This is a genomic window from Paenibacillus sp. FSL R10-2788, from assembly GCF_038003885.1.
Classification (GTDB): Bacteria; Bacillota; Bacilli; order Paenibacillales; family Paenibacillaceae; genus Paenibacillus_AQ; species Paenibacillus_AQ odorifer.
Genome location: NZ_JBBOQA010000001.1, coordinates 2,095,276 through 2,110,490, shown reverse-complemented (window position 1 = coordinate 2,110,490; position 15,215 = coordinate 2,095,276). Strand labels below are relative to the sequence as shown.

Genomic DNA, 15,215 nt, shown 5'->3' with positions numbered 1-15,215 from the left:
ATGTCCATCCTCTCTACGATCAGGAAAAAAGTTTATACTATCGACGTGAAAGGAGCTGAGCTTATGCAATTTCTTTTTATACTCGCGGTCCTCGTTCCTGCAGTGTGGTATTACGCGGCTCTTGGTAAACGGATATCTGCCGAAGAAAAGAAGGCTGGAAGAGATCTCACCAATGAGAAAATAACATTTAACCCCCTGCAAGCAATACAGGGGGCATATTAAAGCCCACTGGCTTAGGCTAGTGGGCTTTTTCGTATGAGTGTGTCTTTTTTGTATGCCTCTTTGTGTGACTTTTACGCTTTGCGCGGCATTCTACGGTATTTATACCTCTCTTTTGGCTACTTTTACGATTTGCGCGGCATTCTACGGTATTTATACCTCTCTTTTGGCTACTTTTACGATTTGCCCGGCATTCTACGGTATTTATACTTCTCTTTTGGCTACTTTTGCGTTTTGCCCGGCATTCTACGGTATTTATACCTTTCTTTTGGCTACTTTGGTATTTTGCGCGGCATTCTACGGTATTTATACCTTTCTTTTGGCTACTTTGGTGTTTTGCCCGGCATTCTACGGTATTTATACCTTTCTTTTGGCTACTTTGGTGTTTTGCCCGGCATTCTACGGTATTTATACTTCTCTTTTCACGACTTTTGCGTTTTGCCCGGCATTCTACGGTATTTATACCTTTCTTTTGGCTACTTTGGTGTTTTGCGCGGCATTCTAAGGCATTTATACTTCTCTTTTAGCTACTTCTACGCTTTCCGCGGCATTCTACGGTATTTATACTTCTCTTTTGGCTACTTTTACGATTTGCGCGGCATTCTAAGGCACTTATGCCTCTCTTTGCACGACTGCCGTGCTTTTCGAGAGACCTGAAGCTAATCTAGCTTTTTTAGTAATCGACCCCAACTCTATTATCTTTGCGAAACTCTAGTTTCTTCATTCCACTTTGTCTGCCATTGCTCCAGCTTTGCTTTTCGCACAGCTTCCAAACGTTTGGTCTTTTCCTCATCAACCCCGATAATAAAATGCAGATGTGCCGCAATGACCATAAACGCAAAAAGTGACCAGACGACTCCAAAACCAAACACCCAACTCGGTCCATTCGCAAGCGAAAGCTTCGGCAGTGCATACAAAAGCATGGCCAACGCCAGCAAGAGATAGACACCGTGTTTGAACTTGTTTCTTTTTCTCATTAATAACAGCTCCTTCGTAGACAGGATATTCGATTGAATCTATATCTCTACTCTATGAACATGAGGCCCGTAATATGAGACAAGTCCATTAAAAAATATAACCTTTTCAAAATTATGTATAAAAGGTTAGCATTTATATAGCAAGAGACGCTTATATATGAGATGATGATTTCATTTAGGGGAGGCGTTTTTGAATTGAATGCAGCTTATAATCATACCGAATACATAATTCGCAAAAAAGTATTTTCGATCATGGGTGCGAAACTTCATATTTTTGACAGCTCTGAGCAGCTTGTGCTCTATTCACAAATGAAAGCGTTCAAGCTTAAAGAAGACATTGCACTTTATACGGATGAATCTATGCAGAAGGAGCTTCTGCGCATAAAAGCCCGTAGCGTCGTCGATTTTAGCGCTACTTATGATGTACACGATACAGAGTCCGGTGAGCATATTGGTGCTTTTCGCCGTAAGGGTCTCAAATCTATTTTGAAGGATGAATGGATTATTCTTGACCGTCATGATCAGGAAATCGGAAAAATCAAGGAAGACAGCACCGCGATGGCTTTACTGCGCCGCTTCATCGCTATTATTCCGCAGAAATATAATATCGAGATGGATGATACTACGATCCCTGCCTTCAAGCAAAATTTCAATCCATTTGTCACCAAAATTATGGCTGACTTCTCGGAGGATCGAAAAGGCAAGCTTGATCGCCGCTTAGGTTTGGCAGCTGGTATTCTTCTCTGCGCAGTCGAAGGTAAACAAGATTAGGTATAGCTTGAGCTTAGGCTAGCCATATAGTCACAGTCACAAGAAAGAGGGTGCTTCCAGAGCCATCGGCTTCGGGAACACCCTCTTTTGATTTTCATTGCTGAAATTTATTCACCGTACAATTGGGACAAACTCTCGGTGATAATTTTATTTACATCCTCGATTACAACGCTCAGACGGCGTTCCGCATCGAACAGACGACGAATGCCAAGATTCAAATTAAGCACCTCGAACAGCTTCTCCATCTTTTCCATTTCTTCTTGTGGAGGCATTTCTCCGCTCATCATCCGTTGTTGCAGCTCCATCTGACCTTGGCGGAAATTGTCCAGCATCGCTTTCGCTTCAGGATCCGTTTCTACGACCTTCATGGCATTTCTGATGTCCGATACCTCGCTGCTCTCTTTAATGGCTTTCGCCAGTTCATGTGCTTTGTCGTGAATGCTCATTATGATTCCTCCTAAAAGTTTTGTTAGCGTACACTTCCTATCGTCTTCGTGCAAAACTCACTCCGGAAACATACGCTTAAGTTTTGTTAGCAGCCGCTTCCTGAATCCACGCTGCTTTAGTTTCCAATATTCGCTCATTCCATACTTGTTTCGCTTCTTGGGCCGAGCTTATGAAATGACTGGGCAAGGTTTTTAGCGATTAGGTCAATCACCAAGGGTCATCTGTCTCCATATGATGAATGATATGTAACCCTTAGCTACCAAATTGCCGGCATCATGCTGCCTACCGGAAGGAGATCCACGATGTCCCAATTCAAGATCCCGGTCCATACGGTCAACTCGGGCATCCTGCAGGAAAACGCTATAATGCTTGGCGAAAAATCCATGAAAAGACTCAAAATCCCGTCTCACGGAACACTCCAGCTGGCATTCGGCTCTTTCCGGCAGGAGGTTACCATTATCTCGGCTCCCAAATCCGACATCCTGCGTGTAAGCGAAGGACTGGCGCGGCGGACCGGATGGAAACACCGACAAACCCTCAACGTTTCTTACAGCTCTGTAAGCCGTACCTTGCGGCTTGGACCGTTGATCGGCGTGCTCGTCAGTCGTGACCATCCAGATAATCTCGACAGGTTGTTTGGACCCATTACCATGTTCTGCCGGGAATTGACAAATGCCTGCCACACACAAGGCGCCTATGTATATTTCTTTACCCCGGAAGCGCTGGAAACACGCAGTTCTTCCATTCAGGGCTGGGTATACAACGAGGGTTGGAGAAAAATGAGTCTGCCCATTGCCGATGTAATCAACAATCGGTTAACGACGCGAAAGGTGGAGAATAAACCTAGCGTACAGCATTTTTTGGCGGATGTAAAATCGCGATATGGAACGCATTTCTTCAACGAAAAATTTCTTGACAAGACAGAGGTATTTGAAGCTTTAGCGCAAGACCCTTCCCTGCAGCGGTATTTACCTGAATCGCATGCGTTGAACGGCTTTGCCGTAATGAAGAAGATGTGCAGCCATTACCCAAGTGTATTTTTGAAACCTGTACGAGGCAGTCTCGGCAAAGGCATACTTCGTATCTCTAAAGAAGAAGGCGGAGGTTACCGTCTATTGTCTACTACCTCCATAGGTACACGCAAGCAAAGCTACACCACTCTCGCTAAATTGTACCAGTCCATCGCTCCCAAAATGAAGACCACTCGATACCAGATTCAGCAGGGATTGCCTTTGATGGAGCTAGGAAGGCGACCTGTAGATTTCCGGGCACTTGTTCAGAAGAATGGCAGCGGAAAATGGGGGGTTACCTCCATTGTCGCCCGCACCGCCGGCAGCAATCACTTCGTGTCTAATTTAGCTAGAGGTGGCAGTCTCAGCACTGTAAAAGAAGCAGTTAGCAAGAGCAGTCTTCCTCCGGGCGCAAAAGAAAACGTTCAGCTTCAGCTGCCCAGAGCAGCACTTGCCATTGCAAGAGGGGTCGAAACCTTTATCCCCGCTCATTTCGGAGAGCTCGGAATCGATCTGGCACTGGATCAATCAGGACGAATATGGCTCTTAGAGGTTAACTCCAAGCCCTCCAAGAACGATAATACACCGTTAAACGATCAAAAAATAAGACCGTCCGTCAAGCAAATGATTTTATATTGCCGCTACTTGGCCGGTTTATAAGGAGGACACGATGACTGAAACAGAAGTGGGGTTCCTCGGCATTATGACAGGCCGCCGCAACGGGAATCCACCGATCGCCGAGCCAGAGTTTTGCAGTCATTTATGCCGGGCAGCTCCTCTATACAGCCTAAAAGTCCTCGTATTTCATCCAGACGGAGTAGCGGCAGACGGGTCCTCCATTACCGGTTATACCTGGAAAGATGGAAGCTGGCGGAATACCACTTCTTCTCCGCCAGATATTATCTATAATCGCTGCTTTTACGAAGGTCCGAAAGAAAGAAAAGAAGCTTCCGCTGCTCTCTCTACTCTTCATCGTTCCCTGCCTTGGTCTCGAGGTTTACCAGATAAATGGGGTGTACATGAGATATTGAAGCGCGACCGGAGAGCAGCGGCAATACTGCCGGAAACTGTACTCTATACCGGTAACCGCAGGTTAAGTACAATGCTTGCTGAAAGAGAATATGGAGTTTTTCTAAAGCCCAAGGCCGGCACCCATGGCAAACGTACATTACATGCCATACTGCAGAACAGAGGCATGAGAGTACGAGGGCGTGACGGAACAAATACACCCTTTCAATATGTTTTCGACTCACAGGCTGAAGGACTGAACTGGATTCATGAATTTATCGGCTCACGCCGCTATATTATACAGCCTTTCCTGCACCTAACTAATAGTAAGGGGCAACCGTTCGATGTGCGTGTATTGATGCAAAAGAATGGCCTTGGCCGCTGGACTCTTACCGGCATGGCCGTACGGCTGGGTAACCAAGGTTCGCTGACTTCGAACCTGCATGGCGGCGGAACAGCTGTTTCTCCCCTGCCTTTTTTGCTTGCAGAATATGGTCAGGGTGGAAAAGACATCATGCGTGAGCTTGCTGCAGAAGCTGCATACTTGCCTCCCCTACTGGAGGCTGCATGCGGCAGGCTTGGAGAACTCGGCCTTGATTTCGGTATTGATTCGAGCGGTCGGATTCATTTACTAGAAGCAAATTCCAAGCCAGGGCGCACGGTATTCCGGCTGACGGGCGACCGCCGGGCTGCTAAGCTCGCCGCCGAGAATCCACTGTCTTATGCGCGCCATCTACTGCTCACACAACGACGGATACCATCCCTATCTACGGACAGCTCCGTTACAAACGGGAGAATGATAACAATGGTTCCTAAGGAGGATTCATAAATGAGTCTCACTTTTTGCAATGTGCATTTCACTAAGCAGCCCCAAAGAGTTGTATATGTATCAGGTGCACTGATGAAAAGCTTGAAGTTAACCGGGAAAAAAAATATACGCTTAAGGCTCGGTAAAGATGCCACCCCGACCATGATCAAGCCCATCAAGCGCGCCGGAAATCACCTATATCTCGCCTCAGGCGTAAAAAGCGCTATCAAGGTTCCGAAATCAGGCGGTGTCTATTTACGCAATCTACAGAATGACGAGGTGCAGCTAGGACCTTTAGTTGGCATATTGTCCGATGGTCCTGCTTCCTCGTCTCAGCCTTTCGGTTCTCGCACAGGGTTCATCAAGCAATTACTGCGGGAAGGCAGCAACAAATGTTATATATTTGCCTTTATGCCGCGTGACATCAACTGGCAACAGGAACAGGTCTATGGATATTTTTTGACTTCAAGCGGTAAGTTTGAACGAAAAATGGTCCCTCTGCCTGATGTTGTCTATAATCGCTTGCCCAGTCGGAGAGCTGAGACCTCACCCTATATCAACCAACTTCGCGAACGATTTATGCGGAAAAGAATTCCATACTTTAACTGGAGCTTTTTCAATAAATCCGATATCTATAAGCTTTTAGAAAATGATGGGGCGGCAAATCGTTATGTTCCTGAAACCCACAGCAATCCGTCCACGGAAAAAATGAGAGAAATGCTGGATCACCATCATTTTGTATACTATAAACCTTCTGCGGGAAGTCTGGGGCACGGCATTTATCGGCTTACCTATCTCCCGAAAAAGGGGTATTTTGCCCGCTACCGCCGCGGTGGAAAAAACGTTCTTTTACGCTTTACCACCTTTGAAGCCCTTATGCGTATGCTTCGTTCGCGTCACGGTCAAAATCTGCAAAATTATATAGTTCAGCAGGGAATACGTCTCATTGAAATAGATGGCTGCCCGATTGATTTCCGGTTCCATATGCATAAAAACGGCAGTAATCAGTGGATTGTAGTCGGCATAGGCGCTAAAAAAGCCGGCCGTGGCAGTGTCACCACTCACCTTAAAAATGGAGGAGCATTGCTTACACCTCAGCAAGCACTCGGACGTGTATTCGGCGCAAGAGCTGACGAAGTACTGCAGCGTGCAAAGACTACAGCCATCAAGCTGGCAGAATCACTAGAAGTCCAGCATCGTCATTTGCTCGGTGAAATTGGCTTTGATCTCGGAATTGATCAGGATGAAGACATCTGGATGTTCGAGGCCAACGCCAAACCAGGTCGTTCCATCTTCCGTCACCCTTCCCTGCGCGCTGAGGGCAAAGCTTCCATCGAGCACATTCTGGAGCATTGTCTATACCTCAGCAAATTCCGCAGGAGGGATGAGATGTGAGCACCCATAATCCGGAAGATACAAAACCTGTTATTGCCATACTGACAACCAGCGATAAAGTACGGCAATTTAATGGCAACCGCAGCAACTTCCGGGACATTATTCGCACAGGCAAAGAAATGGGATTTCTTGTCTACGTCGTCACTGTCCGTGACCTCAAGCTTGAGGAACGGATGGTGAACGGATATGTCCCATCGTCCAGCGGTAAAATCTGGTACAGCATTCCTGTACCTCTTCCACAAATCATTTATAACCGAATTCCCACCCGTGAGGATGAGGAAAAACCTGCTGTGGTACGTAAAATAGCTCAATGCCTGGAACATCCAGGCATTAAGCTATATAATCCATATTTTTTCAATAAATGGAGTCTATTCGAATGGTTAAGGGGTTCGCACTCCACCTCAAAGCATGTTCCAAAAACGAGACGATTACGCAGTGCAAACACCCTTACTGCCATGCTGAACCAGCATACCAGCCTCTACCTTAAACCAGAGAACGGCAAAGCAGGAAAAGGAATTATGCGCCTGAAATATCGTGCAGATACCGCTTTGCCTTACCGGCTTCAAATTCAAAGCGGCAAAAAAAATGTGACGTACAAAGCAGCTTCCATGGACCGGCTCTGGGCAAGAATCGGAAAAGAAAAAGGAATCTCTCGTTATATTGTGCAGCAGGCTATTGAACTGGCGACTCATCGGGGAAGACCGTTTGATCTGCGGGTGCTGCTGCAAAAAAACAGCAGAGGCGGCTGGGGAGTGACCGGCATAGGCGCACGCCTCGCCGGTGCCCGAAGTATAACGACACATGTACCACGCGGCGGTAGTATTGAAGAGCCTGCCAGCATGCTGGAAAGTACATTTGGAACCGAAAGAGCAGCCATGATCCTGAAGAGCGTGCCTACAACCGCCCTTCTTATCGCTAGACAAATCGAAAGAGCTTCTGACTCTATGCTCGGAGAGATGTCGATGGATCTGGGTGTAGATGAGAACGGGGGACTCTGGTTCTTTGAGGCCAACTCCCGGCCGATGAAATTTGATGAACCCGCGATCCGCAAGCTGTCCCTAGAGCGAATCTTTCACTACGGCCAGCACTTAGCGCGCCAGTTTAAATAGAAATCATTAAAAGGATGTGACACAGCATGCAGATATCCTCCATCTATGACACAAATGCCAAACAGTGGAAATCACGGCTGGCTGGACTGCTTGAGTTTATAAGAGCGCATGGGGAGAAGCGAATCACAAACCAAGCTTGCAAAGTACTGGCCCGTTTAACACCGGATCAGTTGTCAGAGCCGGGTATCTCGCTGCTTGTCGCCACCGTACGCGGTCAGAATGGGCGCCAGCTCGCAGGAGTCAGCTTCGTATCCGGTTTCGGTGCAGAAGCCTGTCTTGTCGCTGTGCACCCCTTCTACCGGAATAGACATACCGGCACTGCCTTAATGGCTGCCCAGCTGAAACGCCTCGGGCATCTTCAATGCAGTGTTGCCTGTGACAATACAGCTAGCCTAAAGATGTGCTTCAATATCGGCCTTGCTGCCGACACACTTACCACTGGTCCTACCGGCAAGCCAACATTACTGCTCCGGTCACCCCATCATACCGGCAGCACTACTAATTCTCCACAAGAAGGTGAACTCCTGTGCCAGAGCCCGTCTTAGGCATTCTTACTTTATATATTAACGAAGCCAAGCAGCTTGAAGAAAAGGCCGTGTACCGGAGAATGATCGTCGAGGGCAAACGAATTGGCTTGGATGTCTTTGTATTCACTCCCATGGATGTTCATCCCAGTAAAGAGCAGATCCATGCCCTTGTCTTTGATCCCAAGAGCGGAAAATGGTCACGCAAATGGCGTTCTTTTCCGAACATGATTTATGACCGTTGCCGTATTCAGCGCAGCTCACGCTTTCAGCAACTGCTTCGTTTCCGAGAACGCTACAATCATCTGTTATTTCTGAATCGTCCACTGCGCAACAAATGGACCATTCACCAAACATTCTCACAAAAAAGCCGTTTCCGGCAACATATGCCAGAAACTTTACTCTATCAGTCCTCTGCCGACCTGCGCCGGATGCTGAAAACCAATTCAGTAGTCTATATCAAGCCGGCAAACGGCACAGGTGGACGTGGCATCCTCAGAATTGAGAGAATGAAGAATGGGCGTGGGGTATATGATATTCAAGGCCGTCGCCAGGATCGCCGAATCATTCCCACACGTAAAGTCTCTTCTACTCGGCTGGATTCCATCGTACGGCAATGGTGCATCGGCGGACGTTTCCTTATCCAACAGGGGATTCCATTACGTCTGCCGGGCGGACGTTTCCATGATTACCGGATGCTCGTTCAAAAGAATGGGCAAGGTGTCTGGGAACTCACAGGTATGGCAGCACGGGTTGGTGCAGCGCGGAGTGTAACCTCCAATCTTCATGGCGGTGGTCATGCCGTTCGAGCAGAAACGCTGCTGAAGGAATGGCTGGGTAGTCAGGATAAAACCGATAAGGTCATGAAGACTGCCGAGAGGTTAGGTCTTGATGCCGCAGCCTTCCTGGAAGAAAGTTACGGAGCCTTATGTGAGCTTGCATTGGACCTCGCCATTGATCGCGAAGGGAAAATTTACGTGCTGGAGGTTAATCCAAAGCCCGCCCGTGAAGTGTTCGCAAGATCAGGTGACGGAACCACATACCGCAAAGCCCTTATTCGCCCTCTGGAATACGCGCTGTGGCTCTACAATAACAAAGGAACCCCCAGCACAGCTAAAACGACTGAGGAATAAAAGTTATCTTAATAGTCATCAAAAAAAGACGCCCCTAGCTCGTATTAATACGAAGCCGAAGGGGCGTCTTTTTGATTTATTTGGCCAGTGATCCCTGCAGGGAACCTGCATCGAAGTCCGGCTGTGCTTCGATATCGGTGTCACCTGCGGCTTTGGCTTTTTCAAGTGCCGCATTATAGCGAGTATTCAAGTCCTGAAGCTCTTTATCTAAATCTCCACCACCAAAAATATATCTATTGAAGACATCAACCTTCTTTAGTCCTTCCAGACGTCCTTCACTAATGACCATCGGAGTCGCTGGATAAATCCCGTCTAACTTTGTAGGCAGAAAATCTTCAATCCCTGCAATGTCTGGTGCCTTAGCAACAGTAGCGACCGATGGAATAACCGAAACCCCATACCCTGCTTCCTGGTAAGCAATCTGTACATCATCACTGTACATCCATTCAATAAACTTCCAAGCTTCTTCCTTATGCTTCGAATCCTTGCTCATAGCCAAATAACTTCCTGCAATAACTTGGCTGACACCCTTCTGCTCCCCGTCAATGGTTGGAGGAATCGCAGCTGCCCAGCGAATTTCAGTTGGGAATTGGGTTTTGTAGACCGTCGGCTCAACGGAATGGTTGAAATACATACCGATCTTGCCTTGAGCAAATTGCGCACGCAGCGGGTCGATATCAAGCGATTCCGATCCTGGCATCATGCTTCCATCCACTTTAATCTGCCGCAGCGCCTCAGCAACCTCTTTATATACGCTAAAATCAAATTGCCCGGTCTGGAAGTCGAAGCCCTCTGTGCCCTTAGTCTTGCTAAGTGTTGTTATTGGATAAGCGATACGCTCAAATCCGCTGGTACTTTTGAAATTACCCGCGAAGCCGTAAGCGCCTATATCTTTTCCCGCTTCCGTAATTTTCTTGGCATCCTCGACCATCTCTGCGAGTGTGGTAGGCGGCTCTGTAATGCCAGCCTTCTCGAACAAATCTACGTTATAGATGAGGCGCCAGAACTGACCGATATTGGGAAGGCTATATATTTTGCCGTCAACGGTATTTTTCTCGTTGATAAGTACGTTCTCGAACCGGCTCTTCATCTCTGGTGAAATGTAGCTATCAAAAGATTCCAGATACCCTCTTTTGACCCACGTTGGCACGTTATAAGTATCCACCCGGAGAATATCAGGCGCCTGCATGCTGGAGAAGGCAATATCCACCGACTGGGTATAGTTCTCTGCCATAACCTTCATTTCAATCTCAATATTGGGATTAAGACCTTCATACTCGCTGATTTTTTGTTCAATAAAATCAGAATCGTGACGATCAATGGTCCAGTAGACCAATTTTGTTTTTTCGGAGTTTGTATTGCTGCTGCTTACCTCCGTATTAGATTCGGATGATGAACAGGCGGCCAACGAGCCAGCCAGCATCAGCGAAACTCCAGCTAATATCCATTTGTTTCTTTTCATCTAAAATGCCTCCCTTTTCTTTTGAAATCGCATTCATTTCTTAAGAAAATTATAATTCCGCTGCCCTTTTATCAGTGAAGGAGAAAACAACTGTCAATGGGAGACGAAATCACTGTTTCCCTCTACTTTGGGCAAGGTATATTTTGCACGAAAGTCCGTCGGCGTCATTCCGGTGTATTTTTTGAACTGCTCTGTAAAATAGGGACGATCCTCATAGCCCAAAGAGATGGCAATATCCTGAACCTGTATGCCTTCCAGCACTAGCTCCTTGGCTTTGTCCATTCGTCTCCCGATAATATATTGGGCGAGTGTCATCCCCGTCTCCTTTTTAAAAAGATTGGAGAAGTAGCTAGGACTAAGATGCACCTCCCGTGCACAGTCGGCGACGGATAGATTTCGATGCAGATTGCCATTGATATGAGTGATGGCCCGATCCACAAGCATACGCGCGTCACTGCATTGGCGTTGTTGCAAATACGTACAGCCCAAACGGCAAAATTCCCGAATCTGGCGGCTAAGATCTTCAAAAGAGACTGCACTGCTCATGTCTGCAAGTTTGTTTTCCAGAGTTTTAACTTCCGAATCTGTTGCTTTTTCCGAAAAAATCCGATGGATAGAATGAGCCAGTTCAAGACAGAGTGTCTTAACGATGGACGGGTTAGGCGTTGCCGGTGCAGTAATCCAATCATGCCAAATGTTATCCAGCTGCTCCTCTGCTTTGGACAAATTTGCCGAACGCAGACAATAAAGCAATTCTTTCTCCTTGTCATATGAGTATCTGGGTAGCACGGCATTCACGACTGCATCTTCAACATAGGTGTACACGCTGTTCCCACCATTTAGAAAGGTGTTTGCAAGTGCAGACAGTGCCTGCGCATAGGAAGCAGAAAGCTGCCCTACCTCTTCTACCTCTCCACCCAGTCCAATGGACACCGTCTGGTACGTATACCGATGTACATTTTCCCGGCATTTCTCTGCAAGTTGCTCCATATTCGGCTCCGCCAGAGGGTTCATCACAATAACGAATTGATTCACATTTTCCCGGAACACAATTCCCCGAGTGTATTCAGATATTGTATTTTCCAAAATATTCTGTACGGCAAAGCGGATTAACTCCACCTCGGAAACCGTAAGTTCTGATGTACGTTCCACAAAAAAATCCACTTCCGCTACCATCACGCAAAAGTTATGGTTATTCATCTCGATATTGTAAAAATCCCACTGCTGGCTCAAATGCTGCTGTCTAGTTCCGTAACGGATGAGCAGACGCATATATTCCTGACGCAAATAGGGTAAGCTCTCGCGCAGCTTTTGTTCCATGCCCATCATCTGCTCAGCTTGACTGCGTTCCCGTTCCAACACTTCCTTGGCCTTCAACACGGATTCAAGCACTTGAACCTTGGTGTACGGTTTTACAATCAGATCAAAGGCACCCAGCTTAACAGCTTCCTGGGCATAAGTGAAATCAGAATAACCCGTCAAAAAAATCAGTTTGATGCCTGGCTGCTCCGCTTGAAGGCTTCGCATCATCTCTAAACCATCCTTAAAAGGCATTCGGATATCCGTCAATACGATGTCAGGACGATGCTTGCGGATCTGCTCCAGACCTTCTTCCCCGTCTGCCGCGGTGGCCGCGATCACAATCCCATGTTCCTCCCAAGGAATCCGCTGCGACAATCCGCGGACCACTGCAGGAATATCATCAACAATACATATTTTAATTGAATGGGCGCTCAGGATTTATTCCCCCTTCCACAGGAATGGATAGAACAGCTTCGGTTTCAACACGCGGACTGCTTCGAAAGACCAATCCGGCTTCTTTGCCGTAGTACAGCTGCAGTCGGCTACATATATTAGACAGAGCGTACCCTCCACTGCCGTTCGGCTCCTTCAGCCAGGCATTGAGTTTCTCCGCATTCATGCCGGTTCCGTTATCGGTAACCCGGATGAGCAGTGTGTTTTTGGCTACTTCTACAGAGATCCGGATCACTCCCCCTCCCCTTAATTCCTTAAGACCGTGCAGGATAGAGTTCTCTACCAAGGGCTGAATAATAATTTTCAACACAGGAAGCTCCAGCAGTTCCACTCCGGCATCAATTGTATAGTCAAACAACCCTTCATAACATTGCTGCTGAAGGTTTAGATACTGGCGGACATGTTCCAGTTCCTTGCCTAAGGTCGTAATTTCATACCCGTTGTTCAGTCCCAGCTGAAACAGCGCAGACAGCGAAATGACCATCTGTTTCACGTCCTCATATTCATCCATCTCACATTTCCAGAAAATCGTGTTTAATGTGTTATATAAAAAATGAGGCTCGATCTGCGCCTGAAGCGCCTTGATCTCCGCTTTTCTCTTTTCTTTTTCTGTATCCTTGACTTCAACAATCAACTCGCCGATCCGGTCTAACATCTGGTTAAATTTGCGTCCTGCCTCCCCAATCTCATCCTGGAAAGGACTCTGGAAGCGAGCACTGAGATCCTCCTGCTCTACACGAGACATCGTCCGTTGCAGTTTCAGCAGCGGTCCCAGTAGCAAAGCGGACAGATACCTTGCAAGAAAAAGCGCGATGACGATACATGCCGCCATGATCATCAACACCAGCCATTGAATACTCCGAACAGGTTGCAGCAGTTCCTTTTTGGACAGGTAGCTGACCAACACCCAGTCTTTTGCATACCCTGAACTGGCATAGCTGAGCAGCATTGTCCCGTCACCAGCGGAATATTCAAAATTACCCCGGTCCGCCTCCCTCAGTTTGTCTAAAAACACAGAGTCCCGAGACCATTCCGGGCGTTCCCCGTCTCCGAAGACGCTTGTTCCCTCTTTATTGATCAGTAAAAAACGCGCGGAGCCAAGGCTCCCGCCTCCACTTACAGTATCTTCAAGAATGTCCTCTTTTACATTAACGATCAAAAATAGATCAGGGACATAATTGTCTGTAAGCGGCTGCAAGACTAGGGAAATAACATGATGTTTCCCGGCAAATAGCTCGTCCCGATGGCTCTCCACCCAATTGGATTCAGGTTTCTCCTTAACCCGTTGGTACAGCGAAGATTCTAGAAATGGGGTCAAGGTTCTGCGCTGATTGCTGGTAGAGTAGAAATCCCCGTCCGGCGTACTGATCAAGATAGATTCAATAGAGTTTTCCGTCAACTCTACCTGCGTGAAGGGCGCTTGCAGCATAGAAAAATTGGCAAAAAAACGTTCCATATTATGAGCTTTAATATCCCGGATGGTCTGCTGATAAGCTTCGCTCAACATCATCGTGGAGGAAGCCACAATGATTTGCTTTAACTTCTGGTCTAGGACATTGATTGACTGATTCAGCACATTTTGATTTAACTCGACAGAGTTACGCTCCATCGCCCGAGAAGCAATGGAGTAAGCCAATAAACCAGTGACAGAAATACAGAATACCGTCAGTGCGGTAAAAGACAGCCATATTCTTTTCTTCAAAGAGGTACGATAAACCCAGGCCTTCAGCATGTATTCACATCCTTCTTGAATAGCTGTCCGAAGCCCGCCCCGAATCTAGCCCTTTACAGAGCCAGCTGTCATCTGCATGAACGATTTATTAGCGAAGATATAGACAACAATCATTGGCAACATGGACAGACATGCACCCGCGAGCATCAATTGAGGTTGCGCCGCATCGCCGATACCATATTTTAGCCCCGCCAATCCTACGGTGAGTGTCTGTAATTTGGGCTGAGTCATGGTAAAAACCAGCGGCAGAATATATTCGTTCCATGCTCCGCGGAAGGTCCAGAGCGCCGTGACTCCAAGGGCGGGCGTCAGAAGCGGTAAGATAACTCGAAAGTATACGCTATAGAAATTACAGCCGTCAATAAAAGCAGCCTCATCCAGATCCTTCGGAATCGCTCGTACAAAACCAATCAACATAAAAAATGCCGTAGCATGTGCACTAATCAGAATAATAATGACACCCCATAACGATTTCTGTAGATTAAGCGCTACCATAAGGTCAAATTGCGGCCGCAGCACCACAGCACCGATCGAGATGAACAGCGTACAGGACTGAATTACAACATATATGCGTTTCCCATAAAAATCGACTCTCGCTACCGCATATGCGGCCATCGTTCCAATTAATAGAGTGCCTAAGGTGGTAAAGATACTGATAAACACACTGTTCCATGTAAAGCGGGCAAAGTTAGCCGAATTCCAAGCCTGCGCGTAGTTTCCAATCTGCCAAGATTTAGGCAGCAAGGTGGTTCCTGTCGTCAACTCCAGATTGGTCTTAAGGGATCCGAAAAAAGCCAGAATAATCGGAAACAATGCAAAAGCCGCCACTATAAGTAGAAAAATCCACAGCAAGGTCCGGGACAGC

General features: G+C 47.1%; 15 protein-coding genes. 9 read left to right on the top strand and 6 right to left on the bottom strand.

Features of this window, described 5'->3' with window-relative positions; genetic code table 11:
• Both NSQ50_RS09110 and NSQ50_RS09105 read left to right on the top strand, forming a co-directional pair.
• Entirely contained in the window at window positions 1–222 is a 222-nt protein-coding gene (locus tag NSQ50_RS09110) for a hypothetical protein (RefSeq protein ID WP_076140868.1), read from the top strand.
• A 52-nt stretch (window positions 223–274) separates the two neighbouring features.
• Complete coding sequence (locus NSQ50_RS09105) at window positions 275–724, top strand: hypothetical protein (RefSeq protein ID WP_340949359.1); 450 nt, start codon at window positions 275–277, stop codon at window positions 722–724.
• Between the two features lie 190 nt (window positions 725–914).
• Here NSQ50_RS09105 and NSQ50_RS09100 read toward each other — a convergent pair whose 3' ends face one another.
• Window positions 915–1,196, bottom strand: a complete 282-nt coding sequence (locus tag NSQ50_RS09100; protein WP_036683968.1) for a hypothetical protein — start codon at window positions 1,194–1,196, stop codon at window positions 915–917.
• A 195-nt stretch (window positions 1,197–1,391) separates the two neighbouring features.
• Here NSQ50_RS09100 and NSQ50_RS09095 point away from each other — a divergent pair, with 195 nt between their 5' ends.
• On the top strand, window positions 1,392–1,967 hold the full coding sequence (locus tag NSQ50_RS09095; RefSeq protein WP_036683971.1) for a hypothetical protein: 576 nt from the start codon (window positions 1,392–1,394) through the stop codon (window positions 1,965–1,967).
• Between the two features lie 107 nt (window positions 1,968–2,074).
• On the opposite strand, the gene NSQ50_RS09090 is transcribed toward NSQ50_RS09095, so the two are convergent.
• Window positions 2,075–2,413 carry a YlbF family regulator gene (locus NSQ50_RS09090; protein WP_036683973.1) on the bottom strand — a complete coding sequence of 113 codons (339 nt, stop codon included), beginning with the start codon at window positions 2,411–2,413 and terminating at the stop codon, window positions 2,075–2,077.
• Window positions 2,414–2,716: 303 nt separating this feature from the next.
• Between NSQ50_RS09090 and NSQ50_RS09085 the strand changes: the two genes are divergently transcribed.
• The 6 genes from NSQ50_RS09085 to NSQ50_RS09060 are packed head-to-tail and all read left to right on the top strand — an operon-like array spanning window position 2,717 to window position 9,401.
• Window positions 2,717–4,084, top strand: a complete 1,368-nt coding sequence (locus tag NSQ50_RS09085) for a YheC/YheD family endospore coat-associated protein (protein ID WP_036683975.1) — start codon at window positions 2,717–2,719, stop codon at window positions 4,082–4,084.
• Between the two features lie 10 nt (window positions 4,085–4,094).
• Window positions 4,095–5,261 carry a YheC/YheD family endospore coat-associated protein gene (locus tag NSQ50_RS09080; protein ID WP_051491304.1) on the top strand — a complete coding sequence of 389 codons (1,167 nt, stop codon included), beginning with the start codon at window positions 4,095–4,097 and terminating at the stop codon, window positions 5,259–5,261.
• Entirely contained in the window at window positions 5,262–6,635 is a 1,374-nt protein-coding gene (locus NSQ50_RS09075) for a YheC/YheD family endospore coat-associated protein (protein WP_036683976.1), read from the top strand.
• Window positions 6,632–7,744: a YheC/YheD family endospore coat-associated protein gene (locus tag NSQ50_RS09070; protein WP_036683979.1), complete on the top strand. Its 1,113-nt coding sequence runs from the start codon at window positions 6,632–6,634 to the stop codon at window positions 7,742–7,744. The genes NSQ50_RS09075 and NSQ50_RS09070 overlap by 4 nt, the downstream gene beginning before the upstream one ends.
• Before the next feature lie 26 nt (window positions 7,745–7,770).
• Window positions 7,771–8,289, top strand: a complete 519-nt coding sequence (locus tag NSQ50_RS09065) for a GNAT family N-acetyltransferase (protein ID WP_036683981.1) — start codon at window positions 7,771–7,773, stop codon at window positions 8,287–8,289.
• Window positions 8,271–9,401 carry a YheC/YheD family endospore coat-associated protein gene (locus tag NSQ50_RS09060; protein ID WP_036683982.1) on the top strand — a complete coding sequence of 377 codons (1,131 nt, stop codon included), beginning with the start codon at window positions 8,271–8,273 and terminating at the stop codon, window positions 9,399–9,401. Before NSQ50_RS09065 ends, NSQ50_RS09060 begins: the two co-directional genes overlap by 19 nt.
• Window positions 9,402–9,477: 76 nt before the next feature.
• Here NSQ50_RS09060 and NSQ50_RS09055 read toward each other — a convergent pair whose 3' ends face one another.
• The 4 genes from NSQ50_RS09055 to NSQ50_RS09040 all read right to left on the bottom strand — a co-directional run bounded on the left by NSQ50_RS09055 (window position 9,478) and on the right by NSQ50_RS09040 (window position 15,214).
• Window positions 9,478–10,863: an ABC transporter substrate-binding protein gene (locus NSQ50_RS09055; protein ID WP_036683984.1), complete on the bottom strand. Its 1,386-nt coding sequence runs from the start codon at window positions 10,861–10,863 to the stop codon at window positions 9,478–9,480.
• A gap of 93 nt (window positions 10,864–10,956) precedes the next feature.
• Window positions 10,957–12,573, bottom strand: a complete 1,617-nt coding sequence (locus NSQ50_RS09050; RefSeq protein WP_256717090.1) for a response regulator — start codon at window positions 12,571–12,573, stop codon at window positions 10,957–10,959.
• Between the two features lie 7 nt (window positions 12,574–12,580).
• The gene (locus tag NSQ50_RS09045) at window positions 12,581–14,350 is read right to left on the bottom strand and encodes a cache domain-containing sensor histidine kinase (protein WP_076140864.1); all 1,770 of its coding nucleotides are present in this window, start codon (window positions 14,348–14,350) and stop codon (window positions 12,581–12,583) included.
• A 45-nt stretch (window positions 14,351–14,395) separates the two neighbouring features.
• Window positions 14,396–15,214, bottom strand: coding sequence for a carbohydrate ABC transporter permease (locus NSQ50_RS09040; protein ID WP_036684144.1), 819 nt, complete (start codon window positions 15,212–15,214; stop codon window positions 14,396–14,398).
• Between the last annotated feature and the right edge of the window lies 1 nt (window position 15,215).